At 62.8% G+C, this 17,947-nt stretch carries 14 protein-coding genes; 5 read left to right on the forward strand and 9 right to left on the reverse strand.

From position 1 onward, the window contains the following. Positions 1–17: 17 nt before the first annotated feature. The 3 genes from rnd to AC0L16_RS13670 all read right to left on the reverse strand — a co-directional run bounded on the left by rnd (position 18) and on the right by AC0L16_RS13670 (position 3,176). Positions 18–1,169 carry a ribonuclease D gene (gene rnd, locus AC0L16_RS13660; RefSeq protein ID WP_473621334.1) on the reverse strand — a complete coding sequence of 384 codons (1,152 nt, stop codon included), beginning with the start codon at positions 1,167–1,169 and terminating at the stop codon, positions 18–20. 97 nt (positions 1,170–1,266) lie between these two features. Beyond that, positions 1,267–2,511 (reverse strand): MFS transporter, encoded by a 1,245-nt coding sequence (locus AC0L16_RS13665; RefSeq protein WP_473621335.1) that lies wholly within the window; start codon positions 2,509–2,511, stop codon positions 1,267–1,269. A gap of 161 nt (positions 2,512–2,672) precedes the next feature. Beyond that, entirely contained in the window at positions 2,673–3,176 is a 504-nt protein-coding gene (locus tag AC0L16_RS13670; RefSeq protein WP_473621336.1) for a DUF3280 domain-containing protein, read from the reverse strand. Positions 3,177–3,450: 274 nt separating this feature from the next. Here AC0L16_RS13670 and aspS point away from each other — a divergent pair, with 274 nt between their 5' ends. Further along, entirely contained in the window at positions 3,451–5,241 is a 1,791-nt protein-coding gene (gene aspS / locus AC0L16_RS13675; protein WP_473621465.1) for an aspartate--tRNA ligase, read from the forward strand. Between the two features lie 284 nt (positions 5,242–5,525). On the opposite strand, the gene AC0L16_RS13680 is transcribed toward aspS, so the two are convergent. After that, the gene (locus AC0L16_RS13680) at positions 5,526–6,716 is read right to left on the reverse strand and encodes a hypothetical protein (protein ID WP_473621338.1); all 1,191 of its coding nucleotides are present in this window, start codon (positions 6,714–6,716) and stop codon (positions 5,526–5,528) included. A gap of 250 nt (positions 6,717–6,966) precedes the next feature. On the opposite strand from AC0L16_RS13680, the gene parC reads away from it, so the two are divergent. Both parC and AC0L16_RS13690 read left to right on the forward strand, forming a co-directional pair. Beyond that, entirely contained in the window at positions 6,967–9,219 is a 2,253-nt protein-coding gene (gene parC, locus AC0L16_RS13685; protein WP_473621339.1) for a DNA topoisomerase IV subunit A, read from the forward strand. A 283-nt stretch (positions 9,220–9,502) separates the two neighbouring features. Next, positions 9,503–10,711, forward strand: a complete 1,209-nt coding sequence (locus AC0L16_RS13690; protein ID WP_473621340.1) for an AI-2E family transporter — start codon at positions 9,503–9,505, stop codon at positions 10,709–10,711. Here the strand turns inward: AC0L16_RS13690 and AC0L16_RS13695 are convergent. From AC0L16_RS13695 to AC0L16_RS13705, 3 genes are all read right to left on the reverse strand, one after another. Further along, complete coding sequence (locus AC0L16_RS13695; RefSeq protein WP_473621342.1) at positions 10,699–11,595, reverse strand: DMT family transporter; 897 nt, start codon at positions 11,593–11,595, stop codon at positions 10,699–10,701. The two genes, AC0L16_RS13690 and AC0L16_RS13695, sit on opposite strands and share 13 nt — an antisense overlap. Positions 11,596–11,722: 127 nt before the next feature. Further along, complete coding sequence (locus AC0L16_RS13700; RefSeq protein ID WP_027154654.1) at positions 11,723–12,487, reverse strand: arginyltransferase; 765 nt, start codon at positions 12,485–12,487, stop codon at positions 11,723–11,725. 137 nt (positions 12,488–12,624) lie between these two features. Continuing rightward, complete coding sequence (locus tag AC0L16_RS13705; RefSeq protein ID WP_473621343.1) at positions 12,625–13,089, reverse strand: RDD family protein; 465 nt, start codon at positions 13,087–13,089, stop codon at positions 12,625–12,627. A gap of 202 nt (positions 13,090–13,291) precedes the next feature. Here AC0L16_RS13705 and sthA point away from each other — a divergent pair, with 202 nt between their 5' ends. After that, positions 13,292–14,680, forward strand: coding sequence for a Si-specific NAD(P)(+) transhydrogenase (gene sthA, locus AC0L16_RS13710; protein ID WP_473621344.1), 1,389 nt, complete (start codon positions 13,292–13,294; stop codon positions 14,678–14,680). A 13-nt stretch (positions 14,681–14,693) separates the two neighbouring features. On the opposite strand, the gene AC0L16_RS13715 is transcribed toward sthA, so the two are convergent. Beyond that, on the reverse strand, positions 14,694–15,365 hold the full coding sequence (locus tag AC0L16_RS13715; RefSeq protein WP_473621345.1) for an alpha/beta hydrolase: 672 nt from the start codon (positions 15,363–15,365) through the stop codon (positions 14,694–14,696). Between the two features lie 203 nt (positions 15,366–15,568). On the opposite strand from AC0L16_RS13715, the gene AC0L16_RS13720 reads away from it, so the two are divergent. Next, entirely contained in the window at positions 15,569–16,762 is a 1,194-nt protein-coding gene (locus AC0L16_RS13720) for an OpgC family protein (RefSeq protein WP_473621346.1), read from the forward strand. 8 nt (positions 16,763–16,770) lie between these two features. Here the strand turns inward: AC0L16_RS13720 and AC0L16_RS13725 are convergent, their stop codons facing one another. Continuing rightward, positions 16,771–17,850, reverse strand: coding sequence for a LacI family DNA-binding transcriptional regulator (locus AC0L16_RS13725; protein WP_473621347.1), 1,080 nt, complete (start codon positions 17,848–17,850; stop codon positions 16,771–16,773). Between the last annotated feature and the right edge of the window lie 97 nt (positions 17,851–17,947).

Below are 17,947 nucleotides of genomic sequence, written 5' to 3' on the forward strand. Positions count from 1 at the left end.
AGAAGGTGTAGCATATGCTACAAATCGAACAGCGCGATCTTGCGCTTGTCGAACTTGATGGCGAGTTCGCCGCGCACCAGTTTGAGCGCCGCATCGCCGAACACGGCGCGTCGCCAGCCTTGCAAGGCCGGCACGTCCGCGTCCTCGCCCTCGGCGGCGATGCGGTCGATGTCGTCGCTCGAGGCCAGCACCTTCGAAGCGACGCCCTCCTTTTCTGCGACGATCCGCAACAGCACTTTCAGCAATTCAGCGGCGGCATTGGAGCCTTCGGGCGGCTGAAAACTCTTCGGCAGCTTCGGCATCTCTTCCCTGGGCAAGGCAAGCGCGCTGTTGACCGCGCCAAGCAGCGCCGTTGCCGTCGCCGAGCGTTCCCAGCCTTTCGGCGTGGTGCGCAGCTTGCCGAGTGCTGCCGCATCGCGCGGCGCCTGCTGCGCCACCTCGTAGATGGCGTCGTCCTTGAGCACCCGGCCGCGCGGCACGTCGCGTTCGCGCGCCTCACGCTCGCGCCATGCCGCCACCGCTTGCACGATCGCCAGCTCCTGCGGCTTGCGCAGCCGCATCTTCAGCCGCTTCCAGGCGTCCTCCGGATGCGGATCGTAGGTTTCGCGGGCGGTCAGCACGTCCATCTCCTCGTTCAGCCAGTGGGCGCGGTTTTCCCGCACCAGCTCGGCGCTGAGGTGCTGGTAGACCTCGATCAGATGGGTGACGTCGGCAAGCGCGTAGTCGAGTTGTTTTTCGGAAAGCGGCCGGTGGCGCCAGTCGGTGAAACGTGAGGACTTGTCGAGCCGGGCGCCGGTGATTTTTTGGACGAGCTGGTCATAGGAGACGCTGTCGCCGAAGCCGCAAACCATCGCCGCCACCTGGGTGTCAAACACCGGATGCGGCACCAGATCGCCGAGATGAACGATGATTTCGATGTCCTGGCGCGCCGCATGGAAGACTTTGACGACCGCCTCGTTGGCCATCAGCCTGAAGAACGGCTTCAGGTCGATGTCGGGTGACAGCGGATCGATCAGCGCCGTCACCCCGGGCGCCGCCATCTGGATCAGGCAGAGAATCGGCCAAAAGGTCGTCTCGCGAATGAATTCGGTGTCGACGGTGACGAAATCCGACTTTTCGAACGCGGCGAGAGCGGTCTCGAGTTCTTTTTGGGTAGTGATGACGTGCATCAAATCGCTTTTGGCAAAGTGTAAGGTCTCCTTCAATTTCAGCCGCGCGTGCTTTCGTCAAGCCGCTGTCGGGGTTTCAACACCCAGCTGGTCGTCATCATTGCTTGGTAGGGCCGTCGGAATCATCGTTGCGCTTGGCCAGCCGGGCGAACACCGTCGAAGTGCGCAAGAGGCCGATGAAACGGCTGCGATGGCCGGCCGGCACGCCCGATCGCACCTGCATCCGGTACAGGATGACGACGAAGAAGATGGCATAGACGGTGGCGGTGAACACGAACAGCGCGCTTGGCCCAAAATACTGCATCGCCGTCGAGGCGGCGAACGGCCCGCCAATGGCGCCGAAGGAATAGAACAGCATCAGCGCCGCGTTGATCAGCACGAACTCGCCCTTGTCGGCGCGGTCGTTGGAATGCGCCGCCGACAGCGAATAGAGCGGCATGGCGAATGAGCCGAAGATGAAGACGATCACGAAGTTGAGGGACGGGTCGCTGCGCGCCCAAAACACCAGCGCCAGCGATGCCAGCAGCGCGCAGCACGTCGTTATCAGCAGCACGGAACGCCGGTCCCAGCGGTCGGACAGATAGCCGAGCGGATATTGGATGATGGCGCCGCCGAAGATGCCGACGCTGACGAAGGTGACGACGTCGGTGACCGACATGCCGATCTGTTCGGCATAGACCGGCGACAAGGTGCGAAATGCGCTGTTGGTGACGCCGACGGCAATGCAGCCGAAGCAACCGAGCGGCGAGATCCGCCAGACGCGGGCGAGGTCGAGCTTGACGTCTTCGGGCGGGGTCGGGTTGGAGCGATCGCCAAGCGACACCGGCACCAGCGAGAGCGTGATCATGATCGACATGACGGCGAAGATGGCGAAACCGCTGGCGCCGACGATCGGGATCAGGAACTGTGCGCCGGTGACCGAACCGATGTCGACCATCCGGTAGATGGCCAGCACCCGCGCGCGGTCCCTGTTGGCGGCCCCGGAATTGAGCCAGGCTTCCATGATGGTGAACAGGCCGGCGAAGCAGAAGCCGCCGGCGAGGCGCAATGCGCACCACATGACCGGGTCGACGACCAGCACCAGAAGCAATGTCCCGGCGGAAGCGATCGCCGCCAGCGCGGAAAAGGCGCGGACATGGCCGACGGCCTTCATGATGTGGGTGACGGCGAGGCAGCCGAGCAGGAAGCCGGCGAAATAGAACGTCCCCATCAGGCCGATGGTCGAGGCCGAAAATCCCTCCTGCGCCCCGCGCAATGCGATCAAGGTGCTCTGCAGGCCGTTGCCGCCGAGCAGGATGCCGGCGGCAATAAGGAGCGGGATCAGCGGGCGCATGGAGGACATGAAGGAAGGCCTGTCGTTGATCCTTCTTGAACCATCGCCCACGCCAATACCAGCGGCAATTGCCGGCGGTTAGCGGGCCAGCGCCGGCTATCAATGTCTCAGTTTGATTTTAGCTGGGAATCCTTCGCGCTGCCGATGGCGCACTCGGGTGGCTTGCCGCCCTACCGAAGAATTCTGTTTGTCATCAGCCATTTCACGGAGCGGGGCCACGCGTAATTCGCACCCATGCGCAGATCGGTAAAACCCTGCGAAACAGGGTTCCCGGTTTCAGCGTCGAGGATGCGAATGAACATCGTATGCTCTGTTCGGCTGACGCGCGTTACGACGCCCAGCAAGGCAAGAGACGCGCCGTGCTGTTTGGCGATTTTGCTTTCACAGCCGCCGCAATTGCGCAATCCGTGTGGCGCCACAGCCTGCTCATCCCCGGCTGGCACATCAACCACTGTAAAACGCCCGGACTGGGAGAGCATGTCCTTCGCCATTTGTGCCGACTCGGACAGATAGCGTCTATCGTGTTCATCCGGCGGAATTATTCCTGCGCCAGCGCTCTTGTCTTCCAATTCGAAAGGGAACACCTCGATGGACATCGGCTTTGTCTGTGCGTGTGCAAATGTGCAGGTGCCGACAAGCAGCATCACCAGGGCAGTCAATGTGCGAATGCGCATGGTAGTCCTCCCGTCAATATGAGGGCCATTGTACAATGAGGGCCATTGTACACGGCTTGACCACCTAATCACGATCAGGCGGAGGAAATTCTACACTTTGACTGTGGTGTGGAGTTTTCACACACCTCGGGCGAATGCCGAAGTTCGAATCAAGATGCTGCCCGCGTGCGCCGCCTGCCTTGACAAAGGCGGCCTCTCATGTGCTTTTCGCGCAAATTTTCGGGCCGGGCCATCATGCCTTGGCCGCAATCAACATCCGGACTTACCAATGACAATGCATCGTTACCGCAGCCATACCTGTGCCCAGTTGAGGAAGAGCGACGTCGGCTCTTCCGTTCGCCTGTCGGGCTGGGTGCATCGCGTGCGCGATCATGGCGGCCTGCTGTTCATCGATTTGCGCGACCACTATGGCCTGACCCAGATCGTCGCCGACCCGGATTCGCCGGCTTTCAAGATTGCCGAGACCGTGCGCGGCGAATGGGTCATCCGCGTCGACGGCGAGGTCAAGGCCCGTCTGGCGGAGACCGCGAACGCCAATTTGCCGACCGGCGAAATCGAGGTTTTCGCGCGCGAGATCGAAGTCCTGTCGGCGGCCAAGGAACTGCCACTGCCGGTGTTCGGCGAGCCGGACTATCCCGAGGACATCCGTCTCAAATACCGCTTCCTCGATTTGCGCCGCGACACGCTGCACAAGAACATCGTGGCGCGAACGAAGATCATCGCCGAGATGCGCAAGCGCATGGGCGAGGTCGGCTTCACCGAATTCTCGACGCCGATCCTGACCGCTTCGTCGCCCGAAGGGGCGCGTGATTTCCTGGTGCCGTCACGTATCCATCCCGGCACTTTTTACGCGCTGCCGCAGGCGCCGCAGATATACAAGCAATTGATCATGGTGTCGGGCTTCGACCGTTACTTCCAGATCGCGCCTTGCTTTCGCGACGAGGACCCGCGCGCCGACCGCCTGCCGGGCGAATTCTACCAGCTCGACCTGGAGATGAGCTTCGTCGAGCAGGACGACGTTCTGGCAACAATGGAACCGGTCATGCGGGGCGTGTTCGAGACCTTTGCCGTCGGCAAGCCGGTGACGCAGGAGTTTCCGCGCATCGCCTATGACGTCGCCATGCGCAAATACGGCACCGACAAGCCGGACCTGCGCAACCCGATCGAGATGCAGGCGGTCTCCGAACATTTCCGCGAGTCCGGCTTCAAGGTGTTCGCCAACATCCTTGCCAACGACCCGAAGGCCGAGGTCTGGGCCATTCCGGCCAGGACCGGTGGTTCGCGGGCTTTCTGCGACCGGATGAATTCCTGGGCGCAAGGCGAGGGCCAGCCGGGCCTCGGCTACATCTTCTGGCGCAAGGAGGGCGAAAAGCTCGAAGGCGCCGGTCCGCTCGCCAAGAACATCGGCGAGGAGCGCACCGAGGCAATCCGCCTCCAGCTCGGGCTTGCCGATGGCGACGCCGCCTTCTTCGTCGCCGGCGACCCGAAAAAGTTCGTCTCGTTCGCGGGCGCGGCGCGCACCCGCGCCGGCGAGGAGCTGAACCTGGTCGATCGCGACCGTTTCGAACTATGCTGGATCGTCGACTTTCCCTTCTTCGAATGGAACGAGGACGAGAAAAAGATCGATTTCGCCCACAACCCGTTCTCGATGCCGCAGGGCGGCATCGATGCGCTCAACGGCGAGGATTTGCTCGGCATCAAGGCGTTCCAGTATGACATGGTCTGCAATGGTTTCGAGATCGCTAGCGGAGGCATCCGCAACCATTTGCCGGAAACTATGGTCAAGGCATTCGAGACTGTCGGGCTCAATCGCGAGACGGTCGAGGAGCGCTTCGGTGGCCTCTACCGCGCCTTCCAGTACGGCGCACCGCCGCATGGCGGCATGGCGGCCGGCATCGACCGCGTCGTCATGCTGCTGGTCGGTGCCAGGAACCTGCGTGAAGTGACGATGTTCCCGATGAACCAGCAGGCCTATGATCTGTTGATGAGCGCTCCGTCACAAGCCAGCCCACAGCAGCTTCGCGAATTGTCGCTGCGCGTCGCCATGACCAAGAAAGAGGGTTAAAAACCTCCCGCAACCGACTCTAAAGGCTATCGGTTTGCGCTGCCCCTCATTGCCCGTGCCCGTCCTCCGCAGCAGCTGCGCTGCAGCTGCGGAGGGTGGACCGGGCATTTCTCCCCGTATAGTGACGGGGAGAAAGACACTGTCACAAATGATTTCGCCAACTGCCCGCGTTGCAAGATGGGCGCTAACATCGCGCCCACTTCCCTTCTCCCCGTCACTATGCGGGGAGAAGGTGCCGGCAGGCGGATGAGGGGCGGCGCCGACGCTCCCCAGGGCCGCTCCAATCAGTCCTCGTTCGCCTTGACCGTCACGCCCAGCGTCTTCGTCAAGTCCACCGGATTGGACATGGCGCCTGCCATGATCAGCGCGAACGGCACCGCTGCCGGCGGCTCGGCCAGGATCTCGATGCTCTGCGGATCGTCGAGATATTTGCCGACCGCAGCCGACACCTGCGCCGTCAATTCCGGATTGTTGAGCTGCGCCATGCCGAAAGGCACGACCGCCTTGGCCTGGTTGGCGATGTCCTTGCCGGACATGCCTTGTTGTTTGCCGACATAGTCCAGCACCTTGTTGGTCAGCGAATCATCGTCGAAGCGAATCGATGCGCTGTTGAACGAAAGCTGCTGCAAGACGCCAAGCATGGCCATGCCTTGCGCCGAATTGTCGGCGCCTTCGGGCTGCGCCGCCATCTTCTTCTGCATCTCCTGCAGCGACTTGATGACGTCGAGCGTGTAGCCGCCGAAACCGAAGGTCATGCCGAGCGTTCCGGCATTGTCGACGGAGATGTCGTATTTCGACAGCTCCATCTTGCCGTCCGCAGGCTGCCAGCTGCCCTCCATGGCAAGGTTTCCGGTGATGTTCTGGTAGCCGAGCGCGTTGATCACCTCCTTGGACTTCGGGTCCTCGACCAGCGTCAGGTCGGCATTGAACTTTTCCGTGGTGCCGGAAAACGCCATCGCCTTGCCGTCGGCCGGCGGGGTGATTTCGATGGCGAGCCCGTCCATCGAGAAGGCGGTCTTGTCGGCGACCTTGACCGTCATTTTGTCGAGCTCGGCCGATTCATACATCATCATTGAACCCAGCGGGCCTGTGGCGCCGTCGGCGGGAATGGTCATGTCGTGGATGATAAACGGGCTGAGGTCGAGCGTGACGCCGTCTTCGCTGTGCTGGAATGCCGAAGTCGAGACAGTTTCGATCTCATAACCGCCATTGGCTTCGGTCACGCCTTCGAGTTTGATGTCGCCGATCTTGAGCGCTTCCTTTTCGGCCGCCGGTTTGAGGGCCACGCCTTGCAGCACCATGCTGGAGGCATCGCCCGTCACCCCGGTCCAGGAGATGTCGACGCCCTGGGCGGCGAGAGCCGCCTTCAGCCGGTCGGCGACCGCCGCATCCTGCGCGAAGGCCGCATTCAGCGGCAGCGTCATCAGCAAGGTCGAAAAAGCGAGTTTGTTGAGTGTCGAGCGTCTGATCGTCATCGCGGTTCCCTGAGAGTGTGCTGAAGTTTTTTCAATTAGTTGCGCCGTCACCCTTCGTGACGAACTGGACGGGAAAAAGGCGTTCCACCGCACAATGGTCGAAAACCACGGCGAAAGGCAAATCCGATCCATTGCCATAGAAGCGGGATGTAACCGAGTGATGTTGCTGGCGTCCAGTTCGTATTGCGCAAGAGGCTGCGCCATTCAGGCGCCTCTTGCCGCGAATCATCCGCTCGGCTAGTCCCAGCCCATGGGAAAAAGGCTTTTGCCGCCTGGCGATGGCGGTGGCGACAACATCGAGCCGGTCGATCTGAAGAAAGCGCTGGAAGAGCGCTATCTCGCCTATGCGCTGTCGACCATCATGCACCGTGCGCTGCCGGATGTGCGCGACGGGCTGAAGCCGGTCCATCGCCGCATCATGCATGCCATGCGGTTGCTCAGGCTCAACCCCGACCAGGGCTTCGCCAAATGCGCCCGCATCGTCGGCGAGGTGATGGGCAAGTTCCATCCGCATGGCGACCAGTCGATCTACGACGCGCTGGTGCGGCTGGCGCAGGATTTTTCGATGCGCTATCCCCTGGTCGACGGCCAGGGCAATTTCGGCAATATCGACGGCGATAACGCCGCCGCCATGCGCTACACCGAAGCGCGCATGACCGATGTGGCGACTGAGCTGCTGTCCGGCATCACCGAGGATGCGGTCGACTACCGGCCGACCTACAATGAGGAGGACGAGGAGCCGGTCGTGCTGCCCGGTGCCTTCCCCAACCTGCTCGCCAACGGCTCGTCCGGCATTGCCGTCGGCATGGCGACTTCGATCCCGCCGCACAATGCCGCCGAGCTCTGCGACGCCGCCCTGCATCTGATCGAGCACCCCGATGCGCCGGTGACGACGTTGATGGATTTCGTCCAAGGTCCGGATTTCCCGACCGGCGGCATCATCGTCGACAGCCGCGCTTCGATCCTCGAAGCCTACGAGACCGGTCGCGGTGGGTTCCGCGTCAGGGCGAAATGGAGCCAGGAGGACCAGGGCAGGGGCACCTGGAGCATCGTCGTCACCGAAATCCCCTACGGCGTCCAGAAGGCGCGGTTGATCGAAAAGATCGCCGAGCTGCTGATGGCGCGTAAATTGCCGCTGCTCGAAGACATCCGCGACGAGAGTGCCGAGGATATCCGCGTCGTTTTGGTCCCGAAGAGCCGTTCGGTCGATCCCGGCATCCTGATGGAATCGCTGTTCAAGCTGACCGAGCTCGAAAGCCGCTTTCCGCTCAACATGAACGTCCTGTCGCGCGGCAAGATACCCAACGTGCTGTCGCTGAAAGGCGTGCTCAAGGAATGGCTGGAGCACCGCCGCGAGGTGCTGATCCGCCGCTCCAGGCATCGCCTCGGCGAGATCGAAAGGCGGCTGGAGATCCTCGCCGGCTATCTGATCGCCTATCTCAACATCGACGAGGTGATCAGGATCATCCGCGAGGAGGACGAGCCCAAGCAAGTGATGATGGCGCGCTGGTCGCTCACCGACAACCAGGCCGAAGCCATCCTCAACATGCGGCTGCGCGCCCTGCGCAAGCTCGAGGAATTCGAGATCCGCAAGGAATTCGACGGTCTCACCACCGAGAAGAAGCAGATCGAGGCGCTGCTCGCGTCCGACGCCAGGCAGTGGTCGACGATCAAGTGGGAAGTCTCCAGCATCCGCGAGAAATTCGGACCGGAGACCGCGCTCGGCAAGCGCCGCACCCAGTTCGCCGACGCCCCCGAACATGACCTGACCGACATAGCCCATGCCATGATCGAGCGCGAGCCGGTCACCGTGGTCGTTTCGGAAAAGGGCTGGCTCAGGGCGATGAAAGGTCACCTGACCGACCATTCGTTGCTGACCTTCAAGGAGGGCGACAGCCTCAAGCTCGCCTTCCACGCCCAGACCACCGACAAGGTGCTGGTCTTCACCACCGGCGGCAAGTTCTACACGATCGGCGCTGACCGGCTGCCGGGCGGGCGCGGCCATGGCGAACCGATCCGCATCATCGTCGACATGGACAACGACCAGGACATCGTCACCGCCTTTGTCCATGATCCCAAGCGCAAGCTGCTGCTGGTGTCGCACGACGGTAACGGCTTCATCGTGCCGGAAGAGGAAGTCGTCGCAAACACCCGCAAGGGCAAGCAGGTGATGAACGTCAAGGCGCCCGACGAGGCCCAGCGCTGCATGCCGGTCGCCGGCGACCATCTCGCCATCGTCGGCGAGAACCGCAAGATGCTGGTCTTCCCGCTCGCCGAGATCCCTGAGATGGGGCGCGGCAAGGGCATTCGCCTGCAGAAATACAAGGATGGCGGCGTCCTCGACCTCAAGACCTTCACGCTCGCAAGCGGTCTCTCCTGGCAGGATTCTGCCGACCGCACCTTCACCAAATCACGTGAAGAGCTGGTCGAATGGATCGGTGCTCGAGCCTCGGCCGGACGCATGGTGCCGAAGGGATTCCCGAGAACGGGGAAATTCGGGTAAGGCTGCTAATCTCCCCCAAGTGGGACCCTTGACGGGGAGATGTCGCCGAAGGCGACAGAGGGGGGTCGGAACGTTCAGGCGCGACGCGACCTCTTATTGCGACAGAGGAGCTGGAGCTTCACGCGCGGCGACCCCCTCTGGCCTGCCGGCCATCTCCCCCTCAAGGGGGGAGATTAGCGCCTCCATCCAAACATTTGGAATGTCGTCACGATTGCTGCACTATCATGGTGCATAAGCATCGCTACATAAGGCGCGGACACACGCGTTTGGGAGAAATGGGCATTTGAAAGAAGCCAGGGTTCGGAAACCGGAAGGGCAGCAGCGCCTCTTCGGCCTGTCGACGCCGGTCAGATCCGCCGTCATTCCGCCGCTGTCGGCGGCGCGGTGGCTTCTGGTGCTGATCGTCGCCGCCGGGGTCTATTTCTTTCATGGTTTCCTGGTTCCGGTGCTGGCCGCTCTCGTCATCGCCTTTGCCAGCTGGCCGCTCTATCGGCGGCTGCTCGCTGCCGTCGGCGGCAACCGCACGATCGCCGCGACATTGGCGATCCTGTTCATCCTCACCTTCCTGGTGGTGCCGATCGCCCTCGCCGGCGCCTACGCCAGCAACGAAGTCCGCGAATGGGTCGGCTGGGCGATCGAGACCAACCGCGAAGGCGCGGTGACGCCGCACTGGATTGCCACGCTGCCCGTGGTCGGCGACTGGCTGAACGAGCAGTGGACGCGCAATCTCGGCCATCCCGGCGGCATCGGCGAACTGATCCAGCTGATCAGCGGCGCCAACATCGGCAGCATCTACCGCGGCGTGCTGGCCGCCGGCGGCAGCGCCTTCGGCCTTCTGCTGGCGCTGCTGTTCATGATGATCGCGCTGTTCTTTGCCTATCGCGACGGCGAGCATTTCGCCGGGCAGGTCGACCGTCTCGGCGAACGCATTCTGCCGACCAGGTGGGAGCGGATTTCACGCGTCGTGCCGGCGACGATTTCCTCGACGGTGACCGGCATGACTATTATCGCCATCGGCGAGGGGGTGGTGCTGGGCGTGGCCTACTGGCTGGCCGGCGTGCCGTCGCCGGTGACGCTCGGCGCCCTGACCGGCATCATGGCGCTGATCCCCGGCGGGGCACCGCTGTCCTTCACGCTTGTTTCGATCTATCTCGCCGCCAGCGGCTCGCCGATGGCCGGTTTGGCGCTGTTCATCTGGGGGGCTGTCGAACTGTTCATCGTCGACAAGACATTGCGGCCGAAGCTGGTCGGCGGCCCGATAAAGCTGCCGTTCCTGCCGACCTTTTTCGGCCTGGTCGGCGGCGTCAAGACGATGGGCTTTCTTGGCCTGTTCATCGGTCCGGTGCTGATGGCGTTGCTGGTCGCGATCTGGCGCGAATGGCTGCGCGAGGTGGAATTGGCCGATGAGCTTGCCCCCGCAGCACCGGCGGAACTCGAAGGGGCGCCGCCGCAGATCGAAATCGTTGCCGAGAAGAAGTCTCAGGCCGGGTGACGGACGGCAAGGGTGGCGCGGCGCTTTCGCCCCTCATGCAGCTGCCATAGCGAATGGGCGACCAGCGTGACGATCAGGATCGCGCCGCCGATCAGGCTGTTGCGCGACGGCGTCTCGGCAAAGATCATCCACATCCAGACCGGCGCCAGCACGGTTTCGAGCAGATAGAACATCGCCACTTCCGGCCCCGAAATATATTTCGGCCCGTTGGCGAGGCAGAAGAACGAGATCGGCATGATGACGGCGCCGTTGAAGATGATCCACCATGGCGCGTTCACCTGGAACCCTCCGCCCGAAACCATGAACGCTGCGACGGCCAGGGGCGGGATCACGCCGATGAGCGAAGTGAACCCCATGTCCTTGCCGCTGGCGCGCGAGATGGTGATGGCCAGCGCGATGAAGAAAGCCGAGCACAGCGCCATGAGGTCACCGAACAGGTGGCCGGTGCCGACCGAATCGCCGACGATGATCGCGACGCCGACGATCATGACCAGCATCGCGATCACGGTGACCAGTCGCGGCCGCTCTTTCAGGAGCAGCCAGGACAGCAGCGCCGCGAACACGGTGTTGAAAGCCAGGATGAAGACCAGATTGGCGGTCGTGGTGTGATAGATGCTGGTGACGAAGGTGACCGAGGTCAGCCCGTAGCATAGGGCGACGACGAGCCCCGACCAGCCGGGGATGAGCTGCGGCGCGTTCCGGCTCAGCGAGCGCCAGACAGCCCAGATGATCAGCGCCGCGACCAAGGTGGTGCCGGTGCGCAGCAGGAGGATGGTCCATGCGCCGCCGTCGGCGAGCCGGATCAGTGGAATGTCGATGGTCAGCGTCAGCCCGCCAATGGCGGTGATGAGAAGGCCTTTTTGATGATCGTTGTGGGACGACATGGCAGTTCTCGCAATGAATTTGGAGGCAGGCGCAAATCGGCCCAGCGTCTGGCGTTTCAGCCAAGCAGCCGAAAACCAGAAGCATCCTCCTTGAAGCAGTTTTAAGGATGATTGGCGAAAGAGCGGATCAGCGCGAAACCGCTTCGTGGTCGTAGCGTTCCCAGCCTTTCGGGCCGAGATGCTCCTGCGGCATGAAGCGCATCTTATAGTTCATCTTGCGCGAGCCGTTGACCCAGTAGCCGAGATAGACATGGGGCAAGCCCATCGCCCTTGCGCGGGCGATGTGATCGAGGATCATGAAGGTGCCGAGCGAGCGGTCCTCGAAGTCCGGATTGAAGTAGGAATAAACCATCGACAGGCCATCGGCCATCTTGTCGGTGAGAGCGACTGCGATCAGCTCGCCCTGGCCCTTGCCGGTGATGAAGCTGTCGGGGCCGCGGCGCCGGTATTCGATGACCTTGGTGTCGACATGCGTGTCCTCGACCATCATGGCGTAGTCGAGCACCGTCATGTCGGACATGCCGCCGCGGCGATGGCGGGCATCGAGATAGCTGCGGAACAGCGAATACTGCTCGGTGGATGGTTGCGCGTCGTGCATGGCGCCGATGAGGTCTGAATTGTGCTGTATCACCCGCTTCATGTTGCGGCTGGCAGTGAATTCCTGGGCCAGGATGCGCACCGAAACGCAGGCGCGGCAGGTCTCGCAGGCCGGCCGGTAGGCGATGTTCTGCGATCGCCGGAAGCCGCCTTGCGTCAACAGGTCGTTCATTTCCGATGCCTTGTCCCCGACCAGATGCGTGAACACCTTGCGCTCGAACTGGCCCTCAAGATACGGGCATGGCGACGGCGCGGTCAGGAAGAACTGCGGCGACTGGGTTGGATGCTGCGTCATCGACCCTTGGAAACACTCCTGCGAATCATCATACCTTTGGCGCGCACGGCGAAAAATTCAACAGGATTGTGAAAGCGTGGCTATCGGACGCCTTCACTTTGCACATAAATGCTCGCGGGGACTGGTGAAAAGCTGTTTCAGCGGTCACTGCGGCTGACCACCGTGCCGAGCAGCAGGTCGTGCAGCGTGCGCTTGCGGTCGGCAAACAGCGACACCAGAAGGACCAGTGGCGTCAGGATGACGTTGCCGGCCCAGAACAGCACCGAATGCACCACCGCCGTCATCCCGTCGATGCGGGTGCCGTCGAGACGGTCGAGCCGGATCCCCATCATCTTCATGCCTGTCGTGGCCTGGTCGGCGCTGCCGAGCGTGTTCCAGATGTAGAGGATGGCGATGACCGGCGCGAGGATGGAAAACAACATCCAGCCAAGGCCTAGCGTCAAAATCCCGAGGAAGAACACCAGGATCGCGAACGGAATGGTGAGCAGTGCGACGATGCAATAATCGATGATGAAGGCGAGGACACGCCGCGTGCGCACGCCGTCATAGGCCCTGACATCATCGAGCCTGCTGATTTCGCCGTCGAGAACGCGCGCGTTCATGTCATTTCCTCGTCAATCAGGCCCGGGATAGGGTGCGGGCCGCCTGATGTTGAAATGGTGAAGTCCTGCGGCGGAATCAAGATCGAGCCTTTTTCGGCCTGCGACTGGAGGCAACGCCGAATGCAGCCGTGATCGGTTGAATTTGCAGCGCCGATGGCGTTAGTTTGCTGCAGCGCAACAAAGTGCGGCGGGCGAGGGCGACATGGACTATGACATGCTGGTGATCGGCAGCGGGCCTTCGGGGCGCCGCGCCGCGGTGCAGTCGGCCAAGCTCGGCAAATCCGTGCTGGTGGCCGACAGGGGCCGGCGCCTTGGCGGCGTGTCCGTGCATACCGGCACCATTCCGTCGAAGACCCTGCGGGAAACCGTGCTCAACCTCTCGGGCTGGCGCGAGCGCGGCTTCTACGGGCGCGGCTACCGGGTCAAGCAGGATATTTCGGTCGGCGATCTGATCGAACGCCTGCACAAGACGCTCGATCACGAGGTCGAGGTGCTGCAGCACCAGTTCATGCGCAACACGGTCAAGAGCGCGCGCGCCACAGTCAAGTTTCTCGGTCCCAACAGAGCCAGCCTGACGACGGATACCGGCGACTACAGCGAAGTCGGTTTTGCGCATGCGCTGATCGCTGTCGGCACCCGCCCGCACCGGCCGCGCGACGTGCCCTTCGACACGATCCGTGTCTTCGACAGCGACGAGATGCTGGAGCTGGAGCGCCTGCCGCGGACGCTGACGGTGATCGGCGCCGGCGTCATCGGCGTCGAATACGCGACGATCTTTTCGGCGCTCGACGTGCCGGTCACGCTGGTCGAGCCGCGCGACTCCATCCTCGATTTCGTCGACCGCGAGATCGTCGATGATTTCATCCATCAGATGCGCGACCGCGGCATGACGATCCGGCTCGGCAGTGCGATCAAGGAGATCGCCTCGAAACCCGACCATGCCGAGGTGACGCTTGCCGACGGCCGCAGCATACGCTCGGAGATGGTGCTTTATGCGGCGGGGCGCACCGGCAATGTCGGCGCGCTCGGCCTCGATGTGGTCGGCATCGAGGCCGACTCCCGGGGCCGCATCAAGGTCGACCCGCAGAGCTTCCGGACCAGCGCGCCGAACATCTATGCCGCCGGCGACGTCATCGGCTTTCCGAGCCTCGCCTCGACCTCGATGGAACAGGGCAGGGTGGCCGCCTGCCATGCCTTCGGCGTGCCGTTGCCGCCGCCGCCGGAAACCTTTCCCTATGGCATCTACGCCGTGCCGGAAATCTCGACCGTCGGCCAGTCCGAGGAGCAGGTGCGCGAGGGCGGCGGCGCCTACGAGGTCGGCGTGGCGCGCTTCCGCGAGACCTCGCGCGGCCATATCATGGGCGTCAACACCGGCTTCCTGAAGCTTCTGTTCTCGATCGAAACGCGCCGGCTGCTCGGCGCGCATATCGTCGGCGAGGGCGCGACCGAACTGATCCATATCGGCCAGGCGGTGATCAATCTCGGTGGCACCGTCGATTTCTTCGTCAACAACACCTTCAACTATCCGACGCTGGCCGAAGCCTACAAGATCGCCGGGCTGGACGCCTGGAACCGGATGGGGCGGGCATAGGGCGACGGGCTCATCAATTCGCCTGCGCGATCGCGGTTGCCGGGCCCGCCAGCCACTGCCTGACGATTTCAGCATCCCGGTCGCCGATTTCATGCCCGGAGGCGATGGTGTGGGCGTCGACCGCGGCGCCGTGCGATTCGAGCAATGCGACCAACGCCGGCGCGAAAGGCGCGTAGGTCAGATCATCTGCGCCGGCGATGATCAGCACGCGCGCTTTGGACAGATCGGCCGGGGGCACGTCGTCGAGAACCGGCATCGGGCGCAGCAACGCTGCCCGTTCGATGTGGCCCGAATGCAGCAGCATCACGCTCGAAACCAGATTGGCGCCGTTCGAATAGCCGAGGAAAATCGTCCGGGCGAGATCGAGACCATGGCGCTTCGCGGCTGCGGTGATGAAGCCGGCGAAAGCGTCCGCCTCGGTGCGGATGCTCTCCTGTTCGAAGCGCGTCGGCGTGATCCGCGCGAACCAGCGGAAACCGTCCTCCTGGGCGATACGGCCACGCACCGTCACCAACACCGCATGCGGTGCGATTTGCCGCGCCAGCGCCACCAGCGTCGTCTCGTCGACGCCGGATCCGTGCAGCAGGAAAAGGCATTCGCCGCTCGCATCCACGGGCCGATAAAGTCGGTAGAAAAACGGCAGGTCGCGCCGCAAAAAGCCGTCTTCCGGAGGTTTTTCGGCCATATTGCATCCTTTTGATTTCGTGTGGTTTTTATTCATTTGCCGGCTTCAAAACGGAATATTTTCGGACTCCTTCAAAGTTGATTGAACCGGGCGCATTTCAGTCCGTTTGTTTGCCGATATGCTCCTGCGGGAGGAATCGAAGCGGTGCGTCCGGCGGTCGCATCGATCGCGGCATGAACAACCAGCTTTGAGGCCTTTTATCGATGACCATGCCAATTTCACCGGATCGCGGCATGCGTATCCCGGATCGCGACACGCGTATTGACGTGTTCCGCGCCCTCGCTCTGCTGATCATATTTGTCGACCATGTCCCTGGCACGGTTTTCGAGACCCTGAGCTACAAAAATTTCGGCTTTTCGGATGCCGCCGAGGCCTTCGTGCTGATCTCCGGCATGTCCGTCGCGCTCGCCTACGGCTCAAAATTCCAGTCCGGAGACCGGCTCCTGGCGACATTGAAATTGTGGCGCCGCGCCGGAGTGCTCTATGTCGCCCACATCGTCACGACGATGGCGGTGCTGGCCATCTTCTGCGCGGCGGCGGTGTTCGCGAAACGGCCGGACATGCTGACGCTGATCAACATCGAGCCATTGATCAGGGACCCGCAACATGTGGTGATCGGCATCGTCACGCTTGGCCATCAGCTTGGCTACACCAACATCCTGCCGGTATATGCGGTGCTGCTGCTGATGGCGCCCACCTTCCTGCTGTTCATCAGCTACCGGCCTTTCACGGCGCTCGCCCTGTCCGGAACTCTGTGGCTGGTTGCCGGGATCTACCAGATCGCCCCGCCGAATTACCCTGAGCCCGGCTTCTGGTTCCTCAATCCACTGTCGTGGCAGTTCCTCTTCAACATCGGCCTGGCGAGCATGCTGCACATCAGGCGCGGCGGCGCCATTCCGGTCAATCGCTGGCTGGTCGGCGCGTCGGCGGTCTATGTCGCGACGGCATTGGTCTGGGTGCACAGCCCGCTATGGGGGCACGTGTCGTGGCTGAACCTGCCCGTGGTGCTGACCGGCTTCGACAAGACGTTCCTGTCGCTGCCGAGGCTGCTGCACATCCTGGCGGTGAGCTATCTGATCGTGGCGTTTCCTTCGGTCTCCAACCTGTTCCGCACCAGCCGCGACCATCCGCTCGCCATATTCGGCAAGCGATCGCTGCCGGTTTTCATCGCCGGCACGGTGATCGCCATGGCGGCGCAGGTGATGAAGCTGATCAACCCGGGTGGATTTGCCTATGACAGCCTGCTGATCGCCGCCGGCATCGCCATGCAGTTCGCGCTCGCCTATTATCTCGAATGGCTGTCGGCTATTGGCGGCAACAGCAAGCCGGTCCGCAGCGAGGCGCTGCCGGTCCATGCATCCTTCGGCGTGGGCATGGCAGCAGGCATGAATCGATAGCGTCGGGCTCAGGCTGTCTTGGGCGGTCCCGAAGATGCCCTGACGACAAGCTCGACGCCAAGCGTCTCGCGCCGCACCGTGCCGTCGAAATCGAGGATCGTTCGCGCCGCCCGGCGGCCGATCTCGGCGATTGGCTGCGCGACCGTGGTCAGCGGAGGATCGCAAAGTGCGGCGTCAGGCACGCCGTCGAATCCGACGACGGAGACGTCGCCGGGAACCGCAATGCCACGCGCGGCCAACCATTCGATCGCGACCATGGCGATCCGGTCCGACATCGCCAGGATGGCGGTCGGCGGCGCTGCCGAGGCGAAGATCGTTTCGAGGCCGGCCCTTGTGCTGGCTTCGTCGTTTTCGGTCTCGTATACCGGTATCCCGGCGGTATCGACGCCATACCGGGAAAACGCCTCGAAATAGCCGACGAGGCGATCGCGCGTGCCCGTGTAGAGGGCCGTCCGGACCTTCTCCGGCGAGACAAGGCCGGTGCTGCCGTCGGCGAAAGGCAGCGCTAGCACGGCAAAGCGGCGATGGCCGAGCTCGGCGAGATGCTGCGCCGCCAGGCGGGCGCCGGCGACATTGTCGACGCCGATCGCCGAAACAGTGTCGTCGTCGAAGCCGAGCTCAAGCGCGACAAACGGGAGTTTGCGTTCGCGCGTCAGTTCGACAAGCCGTGAGCCGCCCTCGATGCAGAACAGGATGAAGCCGTCGACCAGCGCGCTCTGGATGTTCCAGGCAAGTTTTTCCTCGTTGCCGGCCGATACCAGCGCTATTCCCGCGCGGGTGGCGTCGCATGCTTCCGAGATGCCGGCCATCATCGCGCGGGCAAAGGGATCGTCGAAGAAATAGGACAGCGGCTCGGTCGTGGCGACGCCGATCGCGTTGACCTTGCCGGCGCGCAGCAGCCGGCCCTTCGGGTCGGGGCCGGCATAGCCCATCGCCTCGGCCGCCGCCTTGACCCGTTCGCGGACTTCCTCGCGTACGATCTCCGGACGGCTGAACACGTTGGAGGCGGTACCGTGCGAGACCCCGGCGGCCTTGGCGATGTCTGCCAGCCGGATGGGTCTGGTATTGCTTTCGCTTGATGATGCCATTTTTCTGCTCCAGCTTGCTATCTAGCATCTTTGTTGGATCGATTCAAATCTTGCTTGACATCAGCGGGGTCCAGGCCTAGCTTTGAATCGATCCAAT

The sequence above is a fragment of the Mesorhizobium sp. WSM4848 genome (assembly GCF_055811375.1).